Source organism: Methylobacterium sp. E-066 (assembly GCF_022829635.1).
Classification (GTDB): Bacteria; Pseudomonadota; Alphaproteobacteria; order Rhizobiales; family Beijerinckiaceae; genus Methylobacterium.
Genome location: NZ_JAKSYO010000172.1, coordinates 299,381 through 316,646 on the forward strand (window position 1 = coordinate 299,381; position 17,266 = coordinate 316,646).

17 protein-coding genes are annotated in these 17,266 nt (G+C 67.4%); 9 read left to right on the forward strand and 8 right to left on the reverse strand.

Features of this window, described 5'->3' with window-relative positions; translation table 11 throughout:
- Positions 1–81: 81 nt before the first annotated feature.
- Positions 82–1,557, forward strand: coding sequence for a protein adenylyltransferase SelO (locus tag MKL20_RS25095; protein ID WP_244038939.1), 1,476 nt, complete (start codon positions 82–84; stop codon positions 1,555–1,557).
- A gap of 13 nt (positions 1,558–1,570) precedes the next feature.
- Here MKL20_RS25095 and MKL20_RS25100 read toward each other — a convergent pair whose 3' ends face one another.
- Positions 1,571–1,789 (reverse strand): hypothetical protein, encoded by a 219-nt coding sequence (locus MKL20_RS25100; protein ID WP_244038940.1) that lies wholly within the window; start codon positions 1,787–1,789, stop codon positions 1,571–1,573.
- A 463-nt stretch (positions 1,790–2,252) separates the two neighbouring features.
- Here MKL20_RS25100 and MKL20_RS25105 point away from each other — a divergent pair, with 463 nt between their 5' ends.
- From MKL20_RS25105 to MKL20_RS25125, 5 genes are all read left to right on the forward strand, one after another.
- Positions 2,253–2,438, forward strand: coding sequence for a hypothetical protein (locus tag MKL20_RS25105; protein WP_243967716.1), 186 nt, complete (start codon positions 2,253–2,255; stop codon positions 2,436–2,438).
- 142 nt (positions 2,439–2,580) lie between these two features.
- Positions 2,581–2,979, forward strand: coding sequence for an MliC family protein (locus tag MKL20_RS25110; RefSeq protein ID WP_244038941.1), 399 nt, complete (start codon positions 2,581–2,583; stop codon positions 2,977–2,979).
- 266 nt (positions 2,980–3,245) lie between these two features.
- Complete coding sequence (locus MKL20_RS25115; protein WP_244038942.1) at positions 3,246–4,268, forward strand: glycosyltransferase family 2 protein; 1,023 nt, start codon at positions 3,246–3,248, stop codon at positions 4,266–4,268.
- A gap of 551 nt (positions 4,269–4,819) precedes the next feature.
- Entirely contained in the window at positions 4,820–6,076 is a 1,257-nt protein-coding gene (locus MKL20_RS25120) for an NAD(P)/FAD-dependent oxidoreductase (RefSeq protein ID WP_244038943.1), read from the forward strand.
- 23 nt (positions 6,077–6,099) lie between these two features.
- Positions 6,100–7,101, forward strand: coding sequence for a 4-hydroxyproline epimerase (locus MKL20_RS25125; RefSeq protein ID WP_244038944.1), 1,002 nt, complete (start codon positions 6,100–6,102; stop codon positions 7,099–7,101).
- 192 nt (positions 7,102–7,293) lie between these two features.
- On the opposite strand, the gene groL is transcribed toward MKL20_RS25125, so the two are convergent.
- The 6 genes from groL to MKL20_RS25155 all read right to left on the reverse strand — a co-directional run bounded on the left by groL (position 7,294) and on the right by MKL20_RS25155 (position 12,732).
- A complete protein-coding gene (groL, locus tag MKL20_RS25130; protein ID WP_244038945.1) occupies positions 7,294–8,916 on the reverse strand; it encodes a chaperonin GroEL in 1,623 nt (540 codons plus the stop codon).
- 35 nt (positions 8,917–8,951) lie between these two features.
- Complete coding sequence (gene groES / locus MKL20_RS25135) at positions 8,952–9,242, reverse strand: co-chaperone GroES (RefSeq protein WP_244038946.1); 291 nt, start codon at positions 9,240–9,242, stop codon at positions 8,952–8,954.
- Positions 9,243–9,677: 435 nt separating this feature from the next.
- Complete coding sequence (locus MKL20_RS25140; protein ID WP_244038947.1) at positions 9,678–9,950, reverse strand: usg protein; 273 nt, start codon at positions 9,948–9,950, stop codon at positions 9,678–9,680.
- 137 nt (positions 9,951–10,087) lie between these two features.
- Positions 10,088–10,909: an ABC transporter ATP-binding protein gene (locus MKL20_RS25145; RefSeq protein WP_244038948.1), complete on the reverse strand. Its 822-nt coding sequence runs from the start codon at positions 10,907–10,909 to the stop codon at positions 10,088–10,090.
- Positions 10,910–10,912: 3 nt separating this feature from the next.
- Positions 10,913–11,692: an ABC transporter permease gene (locus MKL20_RS25150; protein ID WP_244038949.1), complete on the reverse strand. Its 780-nt coding sequence runs from the start codon at positions 11,690–11,692 to the stop codon at positions 10,913–10,915.
- Positions 11,689–12,732, reverse strand: coding sequence for an ABC transporter substrate-binding protein (locus MKL20_RS25155; protein ID WP_244038950.1), 1,044 nt, complete (start codon positions 12,730–12,732; stop codon positions 11,689–11,691). Before MKL20_RS25155 ends, MKL20_RS25150 begins: the two co-directional genes overlap by 4 nt.
- Before the next feature lie 523 nt (positions 12,733–13,255).
- On the opposite strand from MKL20_RS25155, the gene serA reads away from it, so the two are divergent.
- From serA to MKL20_RS25170, 3 genes are all read left to right on the forward strand, one after another.
- Positions 13,256–14,479, forward strand: a complete 1,224-nt coding sequence (serA, locus tag MKL20_RS25160) for a phosphoglycerate dehydrogenase (protein WP_244038951.1) — start codon at positions 13,256–13,258, stop codon at positions 14,477–14,479.
- Positions 14,480–14,693: 214 nt separating this feature from the next.
- Positions 14,694–15,749 carry a catalase family peroxidase gene (locus MKL20_RS25165; RefSeq protein ID WP_244038952.1) on the forward strand — a complete coding sequence of 352 codons (1,056 nt, stop codon included), beginning with the start codon at positions 14,694–14,696 and terminating at the stop codon, positions 15,747–15,749.
- Positions 15,746–16,306, forward strand: a complete 561-nt coding sequence (locus MKL20_RS25170) for a cytochrome b (RefSeq protein ID WP_244038953.1) — start codon at positions 15,746–15,748, stop codon at positions 16,304–16,306. Before MKL20_RS25165 ends, MKL20_RS25170 begins: the two co-directional genes overlap by 4 nt.
- Before the next feature lie 480 nt (positions 16,307–16,786).
- On the opposite strand, the gene MKL20_RS25175 is transcribed toward MKL20_RS25170, so the two are convergent.
- Positions 16,787–17,164 carry a PH domain-containing protein gene (locus tag MKL20_RS25175; RefSeq protein ID WP_091860741.1) on the reverse strand — a complete coding sequence of 126 codons (378 nt, stop codon included), beginning with the start codon at positions 17,162–17,164 and terminating at the stop codon, positions 16,787–16,789.
- Between the last annotated feature and the right edge of the window lie 102 nt (positions 17,165–17,266).

Below are 17,266 nucleotides of genomic sequence, written 5' to 3' on the forward strand. Positions count from 1 at the left end.
GGAACGCCGCGCGGCCTGAACCGTCTTCTCTGGTTTGCGGCCGCGCTTGCTGGCCGCCGGGGGCGTTCATAGATGCCGTCGATGAGCGCGATCCCCTTCGACAACAGCTACGCCCGCCTGCCTGAGCGTTTCTACGCCGCCCGAGCGCCCACACCCGTGGCGGCGCCGCGGCTGATCCGGCTCAACCGGGCGCTCGCCGAAGACCTCGGCCTCGATCCGGACTGGCTCGCCGGCCCCGAGGGGGTGGCGGCGCTGGCCGGAAACCAGGTTCCCGAGGGCGCGACGCCCCTGGCCGCCGCCTATGCCGGGCACCAGTTCGGGCAGTTCGTGCCGCAGCTCGGCGACGGCCGGGCGGTTCTCTTGGGCGAGGTTGTCGACCGGTCGGGACAGCGTCGCGACATCCAGCTGAAGGGCTCCGGCCCGACACCGTTCTCCCGGCGGGGCGACGGCCGCGCAGCGCTCGGGCCGGTGCTGCGCGAGTACCTCGTCAGCGAGGCCATGGCGGCGCTCGGCATCCCGACCACGCGGGCGCTCGCCGCCGTGGCGACGGGCGAACCGGTGGTGCGCGAGACCCTGCTGCCCGGAGCCGTGCTGACCCGCGTGGCGGCGAGCCATATCCGGGTCGGCACCTTCCAGTTCTTCGCTGTCCGGGGCGATGTCGAGGGCCTGCGGGCGCTCGCCGACCATGTACTGGCCCGGCACTATCCCGAGGCGGCCGGCGCGGAGAAACCGTACCGGGCGCTGCTCGAAGGCGTCGTCGCCCGCCAGGCCGCGCTGATGGCGCGCTGGCTGCTGGTCGGCTTCGTCCACGGGGTGATGAACACCGACAACATGTCGATGGCCGGCGAGACGATCGATTACGGCCCCTGCGCCTTCCTGGACGCCTACGATCCCCGGACGGTGTTCAGCTCGATCGACCAGCACGGGCGCTATGCCTACGGCGAGCAGCCGCGCATCGCCCTGTGGAACCTGACGCGCCTGGCCGAGACCCTGCTGCCGCTGCTGGCCGCCGACGAGACCGAGGCGGTCGCCGAGGCCGAGGCGGCGCTCGCCGGCTACGCGCCGCGCTTCGAGGCCGCCTACCACAGCGGCCTCAACGCCAAGCTCGGGCTCACCGATCTGCGCGATGGTGACCCGGCGCTGGCCGGCGACCTGCTCAAGCGGATGGCCGAGAACCAGGCCGATTTCACCCGCACCTTCCGGGCCCTGTGCGCCGCCGCCTCGAACCCGGAGGCCGACAGCGCCGTGCGCGACCTGTTCGTCGATCCGACCGCCTATGACGGCTGGGCCTCGAACTGGCGCCAGCGCCTCGCTCAGGAGGCCCGCGCCCCTGCCGCAGCCGAGGCTGCGATGCGCCAGGTCAACCCGGCCTTCATCCCGCGCAACCATCGCGTCGAGGCGATGATCGCCGCGGCTCTGGAGCGCGACGACTTCGCGCCGTTCGAGGAGCTGCTGACGGTGCTGTCCCGCCCCTACGACGACCAGCCCGCCATGGCCCACTACGCCGAGGCGCCCGAGGGCGGCGGGGTCGGCTACCGGACGTTCTGTGGCACCTGAGCCGGCGCAACCTTCATAAGTGCGGCCACGCATAGATCTCGTGGATGCTGTCACCGTCCTGGAACCAGTGCATCCGGGTTGCGGGGTTGAAGCCGTGCTCCCGGTAGGAGGCGGCGATCCCTGAAACGAGCGCCTGCGCCGCGAGCCGATCCGGAATCTCGTAGGCCAGAAGTCGCGGATGGCCCACACCCGCCTGTGCCCGGTCGCGAAGTAAGATGGAATAAGAGTTCATCTTTGTTGCACCTCAGACGTCATGATGCACGAAAGCAGAAGTCTGAGGCACCCCGCTTGTTCAACGGCGCCCTGAGTCAAGGTTAATGGATTTTAAGACAAAATCCGACATTTTATCTAGCGAAAGACTCGTCCGTACGTTTCTGCACCATCCCCAGACCGTATCGGCTCGGCGGCGTCAGGGGCCTGGATTCCCTTCCTAGAATGGGCTACCCGCCTGCCCGGGGCGGTACGTGCCGCCCTGGGGCGTGGAAACCCCTGTTTGACGGTTTGGTGCCGACCGCGACGGCACCGGAATCCTTGACTGCGTGGTCGGGGAGCCTGCGGCGCATGTCCAGGTGTTCCGGCACTAAAGGTCGTAGGGACCGTTCAAACACGGTTTTCCAACTCCCCGACTGAGGGTGGTTGAGGAGGCTTGTCCGCGGGGACGTACCGCAGACACCAGCCTGTCGGAGAGGTAGCCCATGGGCTCCGACGATCCCGAGCTGCGCGCGCGCCAGCTTGCCGCCCTGCGCGCGGCCTACGAGGCCTGTGCTGCCCAAGCCGACGACCGCGCCGGCAGCGGCGTCGCGCTCCATGCCCGGGCGCTGCTGGGGCGGATCCTGGCGCTGCTGGGCGAGCTGAAGGACCACGCCGACCCCGGACGCTGACACTCGGCCCGGCGCGTGCCGGATGCTACCGTCCTGCGGATGAGCTTGGGTCCGATGATCGCGTGACGGGCCGGTGCCGTGGAATCGCGATTTCGCGCGTTCGCCTTTAAGGGCCCCAGTCGCGGCCGAGGGAGACTTGCTGATGCGAAGACTCGCGCAGGCCCTATGCCTTCTCTGCGAAGTTTCAGCCTGGACCGGCGCCACCCGGGCGCTCGCCGCCGAAGAGCCCGCGCAGGCGACGGGCGACGCCATCCGCCCCGAACCGGCCCAGGCGCACAAGGTCGTCTTCTCCTGCCCCAAGGACCAGACCCTGACCGTCGCGTTCGTCACCGCAGGCCAAGCGGAGCAAGCCGTGGTCCAGCCGCCGAGCGGCTCCGCCGTGACGCTCCCAATTCAGCCGAGCGGTTCCGGCTTCCGCTATGCGGACGAGACGTACGAATTGCGCGGCAAGGGCCAGGAGGTGATCTGGACCGACGCGTCCAAGCGCCCGATCGTGTGCACCGAGCAGATGCCGGCCCCCTCCGGCACGACACCGCGATAGCGCGCCGGCCTCCTGTGCTCTCGGAACCGGCATCCCTTCCGACGGAGAGGCCACCGAAAGCGGCGCCGCCGCGGCGCCGAACCCAGGCCCGCAAAGCGGATGTCAGCCACGTGCCTTGAAGGTACGGATCGGCCTCAAATTTAATCCCGATCGAAATCGAACGCGTCGGCATTTACCGAAAGCCATAATACATGGATAATAGCAATATCTGGGGCGATCCAGACTTATGTTGATTTTGACGAGCTATAGTTACATAGGTAGACTCGATGACGCCTGAGAGACCGCGGCTCGCGATTATAATAAATTGCTACAATTACGAAAATTATGTCCGGCATTCGATCGAGAGCGTCGTTTCTCAGGATACAACACACTGCGATGTGATTGTCATCGATGACGGGTCCACGGACCGATCGTGGGATGAGATTGAGAAATTCGGCCTTCGATCGTTCCGGAAAGAGAACGGCGGCCAAGTGAGCGCGTGCCGATACGGTGTCTCCAAGACAGACGCGCCTTTCGTACTGTTCCTGGATGCCGACGACGAGCTGATTCCCGGCGCAATACAGAAAATCATCCTCCATCTCGACGAAGGAGTCGCGAAGCTTCAGTTCCCTCTGCTTCGGATCGACAGCACCGGATCCGTCGTCGGCCCCGCCTTTCCGAAACTGGCCGACGCGCGCGACCGCGGCCTCTTCGTCGATGCAATCGAGAAGGCCGGCACCTACATCACTCCGCCGACCTCGGGCAATGTGTTCCGCAGGGATCTGTGCACGCTGCTGGACGACGCGCATTACGACTCCGCGGTCGACGGCATCATGCTGCTGGCCGCTCCGTTCTACGGCGATGTCGTGAGTCTTTCCGAGCCGCTCGGACGCTATCGGCTGCACAACAGGAACAAATCCGGCAGCAACCGGGTGCCGGCGCCGACGCTGCTCAGACGGCACCAGAAGCGATTTGTCGATCGCCTGTCCCATCTGAGAACGATATTAATCGAGAAGGATGGAAAATGTAATATCGGCGACTCGACCAAAATGTATATGTATGCTCGGTACAGAAATTACATCGATATCATTGAATTCCGACGCATCACATGGAGGAGCGCCATCGTTACGGCGACATCTTTCCCGAGCTGGTACAATCCGATCAAGCGCCTATCGGTCGTCGTGTTTTTGCTCGCGTGTTTGGTTCTGCCGCTCAGTACGATCCGATCGCTCCTCGAGGCACGTCTGACCAGGACTTGGCGGCCGGTGGTATCGAACATCCGCACGTTGGGCATGGCCCGGTCCGGCTGACGGCGCATTGTCGGATCGCCTATTCGAGCCGGTTCTTTACGGCTGCGCATGCACCTAGAGGGTTCATGCGGCCATCCATGCGCATCCCGACTCGACGGCTCAGCCGTGCACAGCCAACGATCCCTGCGCGACCGTGGGGGACCCATGTCGAACTCGAATCTGATCCGCGCGGCGGTCCGAAGGCGGGCTCCGATCCCTGCGCTGAGCAAACTCAGTTACTAGATCAAGTATTTCTTGGACTTCTCACAATATATTCGGTATTCATGAAATATCATTCCCGCACGCGGTAGTCATTCAAGACGCGTGTTTGCCAATACGTTCGGATCTCCCTTGAATGCAGGCACTTGAACGACGCGGGCCGGAAGGCATATGCGATCCGGATGCCTGCTGACGGCCCGAAATATGCGTCCTGACCCTTCAGAGACCTGACGATCGGCATGACGGACGCGATGACGATCTTCCATCGGAGCACCACGGGGGGCACGCCACTTGGCCTCGTCGTCGTCCGGTCCTGCAGGACGCGCCGGCTCCCGGCGGCGGCGCGCTAAACGATGGGCTCCTCCCCCTCCGAACCGCGTGACGTGGTCGTCATCGGCGCAGGCGTCATCGGCCTGTCCGCCGCGCTGGCCCTGCGCGCCCGGGGCCTGTCCGTCACGGTGCTCGACCGCGAGGGCCCGGCGGCCGGGGCCAGCGCCGGCAATGCAGGGGCCTTCGCCTTCACCGACATCCTGCCGCTGGCCTCGCCCGGCATCCTCAAGAAGGCGCCGCGCTGGCTGCTCGACCCGCTCGGGCCGCTCTCGGTGCCGCCGGCCTATGCTCCGCGGATTCTGCCGTGGATGCTGCGCTTCTGGCGGGCCTGCGCGCCGGAGCGCGTCCGCCGGGCGACGGAAGCCCAGGCCGCGCTCATGGATTGTTCGCGGGATGCGCTGGAGCCCTTCCTCACGGCGACGGGCACATCGGCGATGCTGCGCAAGGAGGGCAACCTCCAGGTCTACGAGGGGAGGCCGGAGTTCGAGGCCGCCCTGCCCGGCTGGCACGTGCGCGCGGATCACGGCATCGCCTTCGAGCACCTCGACGCTGCCGCGATGGCGGCGATCCAGCCGGGCCTGTCGCCGCGATTCACCCACGGGACGTTCACGCCCGGCTGGTTCTCGATCGCGGACCCGAAGGACTACGTGCTCGCCCTGGCCGAGCGCCTGCGGGCCGAGGGCGGCACGATCGCGCGCGCCGCTGTGACAGCGCTCCAGCCTACGGGAGACGGCGTCGCCGTCGTGACGCAAGCCGGCACGCGCCACGCCGCGCAGGTCGTGGTCGCGGCCGGGGCTTTCTCGCACCGGATCGCCCGCAGCCTCGGCGAGCGGATCCCGCTGGAGACCGAGCGCGGCTACAACACGACCCTGCCCGAGGGTGCCTTCGACCTGCGCACGCAGGTCACATTCGGCGGCCACGGCTTCGTGGTGACGCGCCTGTCGTCCGGCATCCGGGTCGGCGGCGCGGTGGAACTTGGCGGCCTCGACCGGCCGCCGGACTTCCGGCGCTCGGACGCGATGCTGCGCAAGGCAAAACGCTTCCTGCCGGGCCTGAACACCGAGGGCGGTCGGCCCTGGATGGGGTTTCGCCCGTCGCTGCCCGATTCCCTGCCGGCGATCGGCCATGCCGCGGCCACGCGGCGGGTCGTCTACGCCTTCGGGCACGGCCATCTCGGCCTCACCCAGTCGGCGGGCACCGCCCGCCTCGTCGCCGATCTCGTCACCGGCGCGCCGCCGGCGATCGACCTCGCGCCGTTCTCGCCCCAGCGCTTCCGATAGGGCTCCAGACAGGACTTGCCGCCATGGCCAACCACACCTTCTCCTGCCTCGACGGCCATACCTGCGGCAACCCAGTCCGCCTCGTCTCGGGAGGCGGTCCGATCCTCGAAGGCACGACCATGCTGGAGAAGCGCGCTCATTTCCTGCGCGCCTTCGACTGGATCCGCACCGGGCTGATGTTCGAGCCGCGGGGCCACGACATGATGTCGGGTTCGATCCTGTATCCGCCGACGCGGGCCGATTGCGACGTCGCGATCCTGTTCATCGAGACCAGCGGCTGCCTGCCGATGTGCGGCCACGGCACGATCGGCACGGTCACCATGGCGATCGAGAACGGCCTGGTCACTCCGCGCGAGCCGGGCAAGCTCGCCATCGACGCGCCGGCCGGCAAGGTGGAGGTGACCTACCGGCAGGAGGGCCGCTTCGTGGAGGAGGTGCAGCTGCGCAACGTGCCGGGTTATCTCCACGCCGAGGGCCTGACCGCGCAGGTCGAGGGCATCGGCGAGATCGTGGTGGATGTCGCCTACGGGGGCAACTTCTACGCCATCGTCGAGCCGCAGAAAAACTTCCGGGACATGGCCGAGCATTCCGCCGGCGAGCTCATCGCCCTGTCGCCGCGGCTTCGGGCGGCGCTCAACGCCCAATACGACTTCGTCCATCCCGAGCACCCGGAGATCCGCGGCCTGTCCCACATCCTGTGGACCGGCGCGCCGCGCCATCCCGAGGCCCAGGCCCGCAACGCCGTGTTCTACGGCGACAAGGCGATCGACCGCTCCCCCTGCGGCACCGGTACCTCGGCCCGCATGGCGCAGCTCGCCGCCAAGGGCCGGCTGAAGGCCGGCGATGATTTCGTGCACGAATCGATCATCGGCTCGCTGTTCCGCGGCCGGGTCGAGGCCGCCGCGACAGTAGGCGACAAGCCGGCGATCGTGCCCTCGGTGGCCGGCTGGGCGCGCCAGACCGGCATCAACACGATCTTCATCGACGACCGCGACCCGTTCGCCCACGGCTTCGTGGTGGCGTAGCGCGGCAATTCGATAGGGGGCGGCCGACTTTCGGCAAAAGGACGCTTCAGATCGGGAGAGCCCGAACCGCGGAAGCAGATCCGGGAGAGTGACGGCACCCTCCGTCTCGTATCACGTCCGTCCCCGCGAACCTTCGAGGGGACGGACGCCGCGTCTGGATTCTACCGAAGGAGCCGGCCTATCGCGTGGGGATCAGAAATCCGCACCCGCCGGGGTCGGGAGCGAGGTCCTCTCCTTCGGCCGCTCGGTGATGAGGGCTTCGGTGGTGACGAGCAGGCCCGCCACCGAAGCCGCGTCCTGCAGGGCGGTGCGCACCACCTTGGCCGGATCGACGATGCCGGCCTCGATCAGGTCGCCATAGACCTCGGTCTGCGCATCGAACCCGTAGGTGTCGGAGCCGCTCTCGATGACCTTCGCGACCACGATCGAACCCTCGACGCCGGCATTGGCCGCGATCTGGCGGATGGGCGCTTCGAGGGCCTTGAGCACGATGGCGATGCCGGCCTTCACGTCGGCATTGTCGGTCTTGATGGCGGAGACCACCACCTTCGCGCGCAGCAACGCGGTGCCGCCGCCCGGGACGATGCCCTCCTCGATCGCTGCCCGGGTGGCGTTGAGCGCGTCGTCGACCCGGTCCTTCTTTTCCTTCACTTCGACCTCGGTGGCGCCGCCGACGCGGATCACCGCGACGCCGCCCGCGAGCTTGGCCAGGCGCTCCTGCAATTTCTCCCGATCGTAATCCGAGGTGGTCTCCTCGATCTGCGCCTTGATCTGCGCAATGCGCCCGGCGATCTCCGCCTTGTCGCCGGCGCCGTCGACGATCGTGGTGCTCTCCTTCTCGATGCGCACGCGCTTGGCCTGCCCGAGTTGGGGCAGCGTCACGTTCTCGAGCTTGATGCCCAGATCCTCCGAGATGGTCTGGCCCTTGGTGAGGATGGCGATGTCCTCCAGGATCGCCTTGCGGCGGTCGCCGAAGCCCGGCGCCTTGACGGCCGCGACCTTCAGGCCGCCGCGCAGCCGGTTCACCACCAGCGTCGCCAGAGCCTCGCCCTCGATATCCTCGGCGATGATCAGCAGCGGCCGGCCGGACTGCACGACCGCTTCCAGGATCGGGAGCAGCGGTTGCAGGGTGGAGAGCTTCTTCTCGTGGATGAGGATGTAGGGGTCTTCGAGCTCGGCGATCAGCTTCTCCGCGTTTGTGACGAAGTACGGGGAGAGATAGCCGCGATCGAATTGCAGCCCCTCGACCACGTCGAGCTCGGTCTCGGCGGTCTTGGCCTCCTCGACGGTGATCACGCCCTCGTTGCCGACCTTCTGCACCGCCTCGGCGATGAGCCGGCCGATCTCCTTGTCGCCGTTGGCCGAGATCGTGCCGACCTGGGCGATCGCGTCGGAGGACGTCACCTTGCGGGCGCGCTCGGTGATATCCTTCACCGCGGCGGCAGTGGCGAGGTCGATGCCGCGCTTGAGGTCGAGGGGGTTGAAGTTCGCGGCGACCGCCTTGGCGCCTTCGCGGACGATGGCCTGGGCCAGCACGGTCGCGGTGGTGGTGCCGTCGCCAGCCAAGTCGTTGGTCTTCGAGGCCACCTCGCGCAGGAGCTGGGCGCCGAGATTCTCGAAGCGGTCCTCCAGCTCGATCTCCTTGGCGACGGTGACGCCGTCCTTGGTGATCCGCGGGGCGCCGAAACTCTTCTCGATCACGACGTTGCGGCCCTTCGGACCGAGGGTGACCTTCACGGCATCGGCCAGGATATCGACCCCGCGCAGAAGCCGCTCGCGTGCGTCGCCGGAAAACTTCACGTCCTTTGCAGCCATGTCCAATCTCCCAAGTCTAAGGTTGTGAAGCCTGTTCAGGCCGCGATGACGCCGAGGATGTCGGCTTCCTTGAGGATCAGGAGGTCTTCACCATCGACCTTGATCTCGGTCCCCGACCATTTGCCGAACAGGACGCGGTCCCCGGCTTTGACATCGAGCGGGGTCACCCGACCGGTTTCATCGCGGGCGCCGGGGCCGACGGCGACGACCTCGCCCTCCTGCGGCTTCTCCTTGGCGGTGTCCGGAATGATGATGCCGCCCTTGGTCTTCTCGTCGCTCTCGACGCGGCGCAGCAGCACGCGATCGTGCAGGGGTCGAAGGGCCATCGGGATCGAATCTCCAGTCTGACGAGCCTCCGGCGCGCCCTGATCCAGGCCCGCCGACACCGAATAAGGTGTCCAGAGACGTTCTTTCTGTCAACGGAGATGTTCTTTTAAAAGAACGCGCTTCGGCAGAGTGTTCGAACAGCAGAACCGGTGGGACCGGAAATATTTTCCCGCAGCCGCCCCTACCCGTGCACGCGGTTTGTTAGGGCGCTTCATATCCGGCTCTCGGAGCCTTTCGACCACGCGCTCGCAGTAGCCTGACGGTTCTGACCGGCGTGTATCCCAATCTTCCCCTCATCCTGAGGTGCTGCGCAGCAGCCTCGAAGGAGGCCTTCCGGAATGGCGTGGCTGGCCGGAGTGCTCCTTCGAGGGCTCCGCTCCGCTACGCCACCTTAGGATGAGGTCGAGAAGGGATAGGGTTGGTCAGACAGGCCTTCAGTGAAGCAAAAAGTCCCCGGACACCGCGCGCAGTTCCGCCGGCTTCAGGAGCTGGCCATGCATGACCTTCACGGAATGCACCGGGCCGTCGAGCTGCTCCTGCCAGAAGGCCAGGAACTTCTTCAGTTCGGGAAGATGGGGGAACAGGTCCAGCTGCTGCCAGACGAAGGTCTGGAGAAGATGCGGATAATCGGGGAGGTGATAAAAAATCTCCGCCGTGGTCAGGCTGTAGCCTTCGATCCAGGAAGGACGCTTTTTCGAGGTCGCCATCACCCAACTCGCTGAAGCCGGTTGACCGAGACGGTAAGCTAACCCGGGCGATTTGCCGCCTCAAGGAAACGGTTCGCCATATTCCCGCGTGTCGACAGATGCTTGTGCCACGGGGAAGGCCCGGCGCACGTCCTCCGTCAGCCGGCGCGGAGTTCCTCGACGATCTCCCGCTTGAGCCGGCCGAAGCGTTCGTCGGTCAGCAGCGCCGCATAGCGCCGCGACCGGCCGAACGGCACCGGGATCTCCCGGGCGACGCGGCCGGGCCGGCCGCTCAGGACGAGGATGCGGTCGGCCAGGAACAGCGCCTCCTCGATGTCGTGGGTGACGAACAGCACCGTCGCCCCCGTGGCCTCCCGGGCGATCAGCAGCTGTTCCTGCATCCCGAGCCGCGTCTGGGCATCCAGGGCGCCGAAGGGCTCGTCCATGAGCAGGATGCGCGGCTCCGAGATCCAGGCCCGGGCGATGGCCGCACGCTGCCGCATGCCGCCGGACAGCTCGTAGGGGGCGTGAGTCTCGAAGCCGTCGAGCCCCATCAGGGCGATCAGGCGGGCCGCCCGGGGGCGGTAGAGCGCGGCCGGCACGCCGGCGAGGCGGGGCGCGAAGGTGATGTTGTCGAACACCGACAGCCAGGGGAACAGCAGCGCCTCCTGGAACACGATGCCCCGGTCCGGCCCCGGCTCCCGCACCGGACCGCCCTCCACGACGATACGCCCCGCGCTGGGCTGCTCGAAGCCGCAGAGCAGGTCCAGCACGCTGGACTTGCCGCAGCCGCTGGGTCCCAGAAGGCAGACGAACTCGCCGTCCCGGATCGCGAAGGAGAGGTGCTCCAGGGCCGCAGTGACGCGCCCCGTCCGCCCGTCGACGAAGCGCTTCGCCACATCCTCCAGGACGATCAGCGGGTCAGGTGACGGCGGCGGCAGGGTGGCCTGGAGGTCGGGCGGCAGGATGTGCACGGTCACGGATCAGCCCCTGCCGGCCCAGGGCGTGGCCCAGCGCTGAAGCCCGACGAGGGCGAGGTCGAGGGCGTAGCCGGTGGCGCCCAGGAGCACGATGCCGAGCATGACCACGTCGGTGCGCAGGTAGGCGCCGGCATTGACGACCATCCAGCCCAGCCCGGCCTCCGAGGCGATCATCTCGGCCGCAATCAGGGTGGTCCAGCCGATGCCGAAGGCGAGCCGGACAGTCACGAACAGGTCGGGCAGGATCGCCGGCAGGATCACGAACCGGAACATCGTGAACCCGCGGGCACCGAGCGCGCGCGCCGCCCGCAATTGCTGCCGCCGGACCTGGCTCACGGCGGCGGCCGCCCCGACGACGATCGTCAGGACGGTGGACAGGTAGATCAGCAGGATTTTGGAGGTCTCGCCGATGCCGAACCAGAGGACCACCAGGGGAATCAGGGCGAGCTTCGGCAGCGGGCGCAGGAACTGAACGAACGGGTCGACCAGCGCGCCGAAGACCGGCGCCATGCCCATGGCGATGCCGAGCGGCACCCCCGTGACGATCGCGGCCAGGAATCCGGCCAGCGATCGCGCGAGGCTGAGGAGCACATGATCCCAGAGGGGCGTCTGCCGATAGCCGTCGCGCATCAGGTCGGCCGCCGTCGCGAGGATCTCCGAGGGCGGCGGCACGAGCAGCGCATCGACCAGCGACAGGCGGGACGCCGCCTCCCAGACGAAGACCATGAGCAGCACCGACACCGCACCCAGCAGGGCGCGGTGGGGAAGCGAGAGCCGGCTCACGCGGGAAAGGCGCGGTTGAGCAGGTCGTAGTTCACGAACGGCCCGAAGGAGGCCGGAATGCCGCCGCGCTTGATCTCGCCGCTCTCCGCCAGGAAGTCGGCGGTGTCCGAGAGCGCCTTGAGGAATGGTGCCGCGCTCGCCTTGGCCGTGCGCCCCCAGTATTTCGGGCCGAGCTGCTCTTGGAACGTCGGATAGGACAGGCCGACCAGCGTGTCCCGGACGGCCTCGAAGGGCGCGCCGAAATCCTCGGCCAGGGTTCGGGCCACGCCCTCGGGATCCGCCCTGTAGCGCTCGAACTGGGCCTGCACGGCGCGCAGCCAGGTGACCACGGTCTCGGGGTAGCGCTGGGCGAAGTCCGTCCGCACCACCGCCGAGTTCCAGAAGAAGAAGCCGTGCGGCTGGAGATCGCCGGAGACCAGGAGCTGTCTCCCGCCCGAGCCGAGCAGGTCGCTCCAGAACGGCCCGTTGATGTAGGTGCCGTCGATGTCGCCGCGTTTCCAGGCGGCGATCGTCTCGGGCTGGCCGAGCGGCAGGCGCTTGACCTTCGCGGGATCGAGCCGGTTGATCCGGATCACCGCCTCCAGGGCGAAGGCCATGGTGGAGGACGGCGCCACGGCGATGCGCCTGCCCTCCAGCTGCTTGACCTCCGTGATCTCGGGCCTGACCACGAGCCGCTCGCTGGTCGCCACCACCTCGGGCGAGCCGAGGATCTGGATCGGCAACCCGCGGGAGATGCCCGCCGCGATCGGGGTGCTGCCGAAGATCGCGAGGTCGAGCTTCCCGGCCGCGAGCAGCTGCAGCGCCGGCCCGCCCGACGGAAACGGAATCCACTCGACCCCCGTGCCGAGGGCGGTCTCGAACGCACCGTCATGCTTGCCGATCACCCAGGCCCGGGGCGCCGTGAGGTAGCCGATCCGGACCACCGAAGGCTTCGCACCCTGCTGAGCGCCGCCGGAGGCCGGCAGGGCCCCGGTCCCGAGCGCGCCCGCGCCGAGCGCCAGCACGCGGCGGCGGGACAGGGTCGTGCGATCGCGTGTCATGGGAAGTGCCTTGAATGCGCAGGCGCGCCTGTCCGTTGAGGCCGTGGTCTCGGACGGCGCGGGAAGAACCGGGATGCCGATGCCCGACCGGCTGCTTTCAGCAATCCCGATCCTGCCATCGGTCGAGCCCGACGAAAGGGGTCTTGCTGCGGAAGAAAGCGCGAGGAGGCATCGGCGACATTCTCGCCTAACCACCTCCCAGGTCAACAGAATGTGTTCTTCGTATCAAACGGCCAAGCTGAAAATCTCTGCCCCGTCCAGACCTATATTTGGCATGTCCTTCTTCCGGCGCCGCGTTACGGTGCGGGCGCGGATCTGTGCCGTCGTTGAGTCGTCAAAACCCCGTCGATACCTTCACCACCGGCCGATCTTAGCGAGACCGATCACATCAATGCGATCATACACCTGAGAAGCACAGTGATCCTATAAGCTACCACTGTCGCCTATGGGAAGACAATTGCCGGCGAAGCCAAGCGCCGGGAACGTGATAATCTGCGCCCTCCCGTCCACTGAGGTACCGGTTTTGCCCACGGATCGTATCGTCCTGACCGAGAACATCGCGTCCACGGCCCGTCAGGTCTTCGCGCAGGCGGGCCTCGACGCTGTGCAGCAGCTGTCGCACGCCATCGGCGTCACCGATGCGCCGCGCATCGCCGACACCAACGTGCTCGGGATCCGCTCGCGGACGAAGATCACCCCCGAGCTTCTCGACGCGTTGCCCAACCTGACCGCCATCGGCTGCTTCAGCGTCGGCACCAATCAGGTCGATCTCGAGAGCGCCCGGGCGCGCGGAGTGCCGGTCTTCAACGCGCCGTTCTCGAACACGCGCAGCGTCGCCGAACTGACGATCGGCGAGATCGTCATGCTGCTCCGGCGCATCCTGCCGCGCTCGGCCTCCGCCCACGAGGGCGGATGGGACAAGTCGGCTTCGGGATCCTTCGAGGTCCGCGGCAAGACGCTGGGGATCGTCGGCTACGGCAATATCGGCTCGCAGCTGTCCAATCTCGCCGAAGCGATGGGCATGCGGGTCATCTTCCACGACCTGACCGACAAGCTGCGGCACGGGAACACCGAGCCCGTGGACAGCCTGGAGATCCTGCTCGCCTCCAGCGATGTCGTCAGCCTGCACGTCCCTGAGACGCCGGCGACGCACGGGCTCATGAATGCGGAGCGCATCCGGTCGATGAAGCCCGGGGCCTATCTGATCAACAACAGCCGCGGCACGGTGGTGGATCTGGAGGCTCTGGCGCAGGCGTTGCGGGACGGGCGTCTCGGCGGCGCGGCGATCGACGTGTTTCCGGTCGAGCCGAAATCCAATGCGGAGCGCTTCGTGTCGCCGCTTCAGGGGCTGCCGAACGTCATCCTCACCCCGCATATCGGCGGATCGACCGAGGAGGCGCAGGACCGCATCGGCGCGGAGGTCGCCCGCAAGCTGGTCGATTACGCGCAGACCGGTTCCACCCTCGGCGCCGTCAACTTCCCGCAGGTGCAATTGCCGCCGCGCCTCTCCGGTGCGCGCTTCCTTCACGTGCACCGGAACGTGCCGGGCGTGCTCGGCAAGATCAACGCGATCTTCTCGGGTCGCGCGCTCAACATCGATGCGCAGTACCTGCAGACCGATGGGGAATTCGGCTACGTCGTGGTGGACGCGTCGGTGCAGCTGCCGGAGGCGGGCGCGGTTCTCCAGGCGCTCCGGAGCATCGACGGCACCGTGCGCGCGCGGCACCTCGCGCAACGGGCCGCATGAGCGGCGCGGGCCAAAACCCGTCCTTTCGCGACCGCGGCCCATATTCGGCAGCGCGCTGAAGCTTTGCTTTCCTGAATTCAAAATTTCTGGCAGCTTGTGAGGCCTCGAACGCGGGCGGAGCCGGTCTCCGCCGCCGTCCGGGACCGGGATCGTTCGTCGCCGCGCCGAAGCCGTCCGCGGCCGCCGCCGCGCGACGTCCAAGGGAGACCTTCACATGCCGCTGCCATCGTCAGGGCCACGCTCGACCCTGGCCTCCCTCGCCGTCATCGCGGCGGTCTGCGCCGGCGCCACCGGCGCGTTCGCCTACACCGCGGGCTGGCTCTCGCCCGACCGCCTGACGCCGACGAAGCTGGTCGACGCCCTCGCGCCGCCGAAGGGGCCGGTTCCCGGGTACCGGCGCAACCACGCCAAGGGCATCTGCTTCACGGGCGTGTTCGAGGCCAACGGCAACGGTGCCGCGCTCTCACGCGCCAAGGCCTTCGCAACCGGGCGCCATCCGGCCCTGGGGCGGTTCAACCTCGGAACACCCGATCCCGGCGCGCCGGACGCCACCGTCCGGGTGCGGGGCTTAGGCCTGCAGATCGCCACGGACGATGGCGCTGTGTGGCGCGCCGCCATGATCAACGCGCCGGTCTTCCCGGTCGCCACCCCGGAAGCGTTCTACGAGCTCCTGCGGGTTCCCGCGAGCAAGGAGCCCAACGCCATGGCGGCCTTCGTCGCCGCGCATCCGGACTTCGCCCCGTTCGGCGCCTGGGCCAAGTGCCCCGACTGGACCGCGAGCTACGCGCAGGAGCCCTACAACAGCCTCGACGCCTTCCTGCTCACCAACGCATCTGGGGCCGAGCAGGCGGTGCGCTGGTCGTTCCGCCCGCAGGCGCAGGCCGAGCGGATCACGCCCGACGAACTCGGCAAGCGCGGCGCGGCCTATCTGGAGCGGGAGATCACCGAGCGGGTCGCGGCCGCGCCGCAGCGCTGGAGCCTGATCCTCACTCTCGCCGATCCCGGCGACCCGACCGCGGATCCGAGCCGCGCCTGGCCGGAGGGACGGCGCAGCGTCGAGGCCGGCACTCTGGTGGTCGAGCGTATCGAGCCCGAGGCGGACGGCCCGTGCCGCGACATCAACTTCGATCCGACGATCCTGCCGGACGGTATTAAGGTCTCCGACGACCCGTTTCCGGCGGCGCGCTCGGCGGCCTACGCGCGATCCTACGACCTGCGCACCGCGGAGGCGAAGGATTATTCCAAGCGCACCTCGGAGGCGGGGCGATGACGACCGACCGGACGCGTTTCACAGGCGGCCAGAGGCTCCTGCACTGGTCGATGGCCGTGTGCATCATCGCGATGTTCTTCATCGGGGTCGGCATGGTCTCGACGATTATGCCGACATACGTACCGCTGCTCGCGACCCATAAGACCCTGGGTGTCGCGATCTTCGTCCTCGCCCTGATCCGCCTGGCGGTGCGGGCGCGAAGCGGGACGCCGCCCCTGCCGGCCGACCTGCCGGCCCCGATGAAGCTCGCCGCGCACCTGTCCCATTACGGACTCTACGGGCTGATGTTCGCGATGCCGCTGCTCGGATGGGCGATGCTCTCGGCCGGCGCCTACCCGGTCGTGCTCTACGGCGACATCCGGCTGCCCGCGATCCTACCGCAGAACGCCGCGCTCCATACGCTGCTCTGGAACGCGCATTCCTACCTCGCCTTCGCGTTCTTCGCCCTGGTGCTGACCCATGTCGCGGCGGCGCTGTTCCACGCGCTGGTGCGCCGGGACGGCGTGTTCGAGGCGATGGCTCCCGTCGGATCGCGGAGCGGCGCGCCGTCCCGGTGAGCCGGCGTCCGGCGGTCGGGACGAGGCTCTAGTGGTCGAAATCTGACGGATCAAACCCATGCTCTGGGTCAACTTCCGGCCCATGGCAGACAGTTAGGGTCTGCGTGCAGTGTGCTTACGCCGTTCTCTCATGGTCAGGATAATGCTGACAATTAGTGCTCCAATTGCCAAAAACCAGAAGACCAAGGTAATGTAAGCGGTAGCCGTTGCGCCGATGCACTCACTTTCGTTTATGCGGCAACTCTGTTGAACTCCCCCGTAGAGAAAATACGCAGCCATAGCAACTATAACGCCGTCGAAGGCGACAGTGGGTAGAACCGGCCATCTGTAACGCAGTCCGATAGCGGATGCGAGGATCAGGACCGGCGGCGCAACGAGCACAGACAGAGCTTCGAACATAATCTTCCTTAAAAGAGCGAATGATTGCTTTCCACCCTTCTCGGACGTTGTTGGCGGGTTCCATCCGTTAGATTTTGACCACTAGCGCAGCACGCCCTCCGCCAGGGCGCGCTGGATGCCGCGCACGTCGGCCCCCTTCTTAAGGGTGCGCTCGATAGGCTGGGGCGTGCCCGAGACCCAGATCTTGAGCTCGGCATCGAGGTCGAAGGTGCCGGCCGTCTCCACCGAGAAGCGGACCACCGCCCGGTAGGGAATCGAGGTGAATTCGACCTTGCTGCCGGTGACGCCCTGCACGTCGATCAGGATGATCCGGCGCTCCGTGAACACGAACACGTCGCGGATGATCTTGAACGCCAAGCGCGCCGTCTCGCCGTCGATCAGGATGCCCGCGAGCCGCCGCTCCAGGGATGCGGCATCGACCTCGCTGCCATGGCCGAGCAATCCGTCCAGCAAACCCATGGCTCGCACGCTCGCTTCGCCTGTTCCGGGGCCGACACCATGCCGGCCGGGTTCCGCGCCGGCAACAGGGCGGCGGTCCGAACCGGCCATCCGACGCGTTGG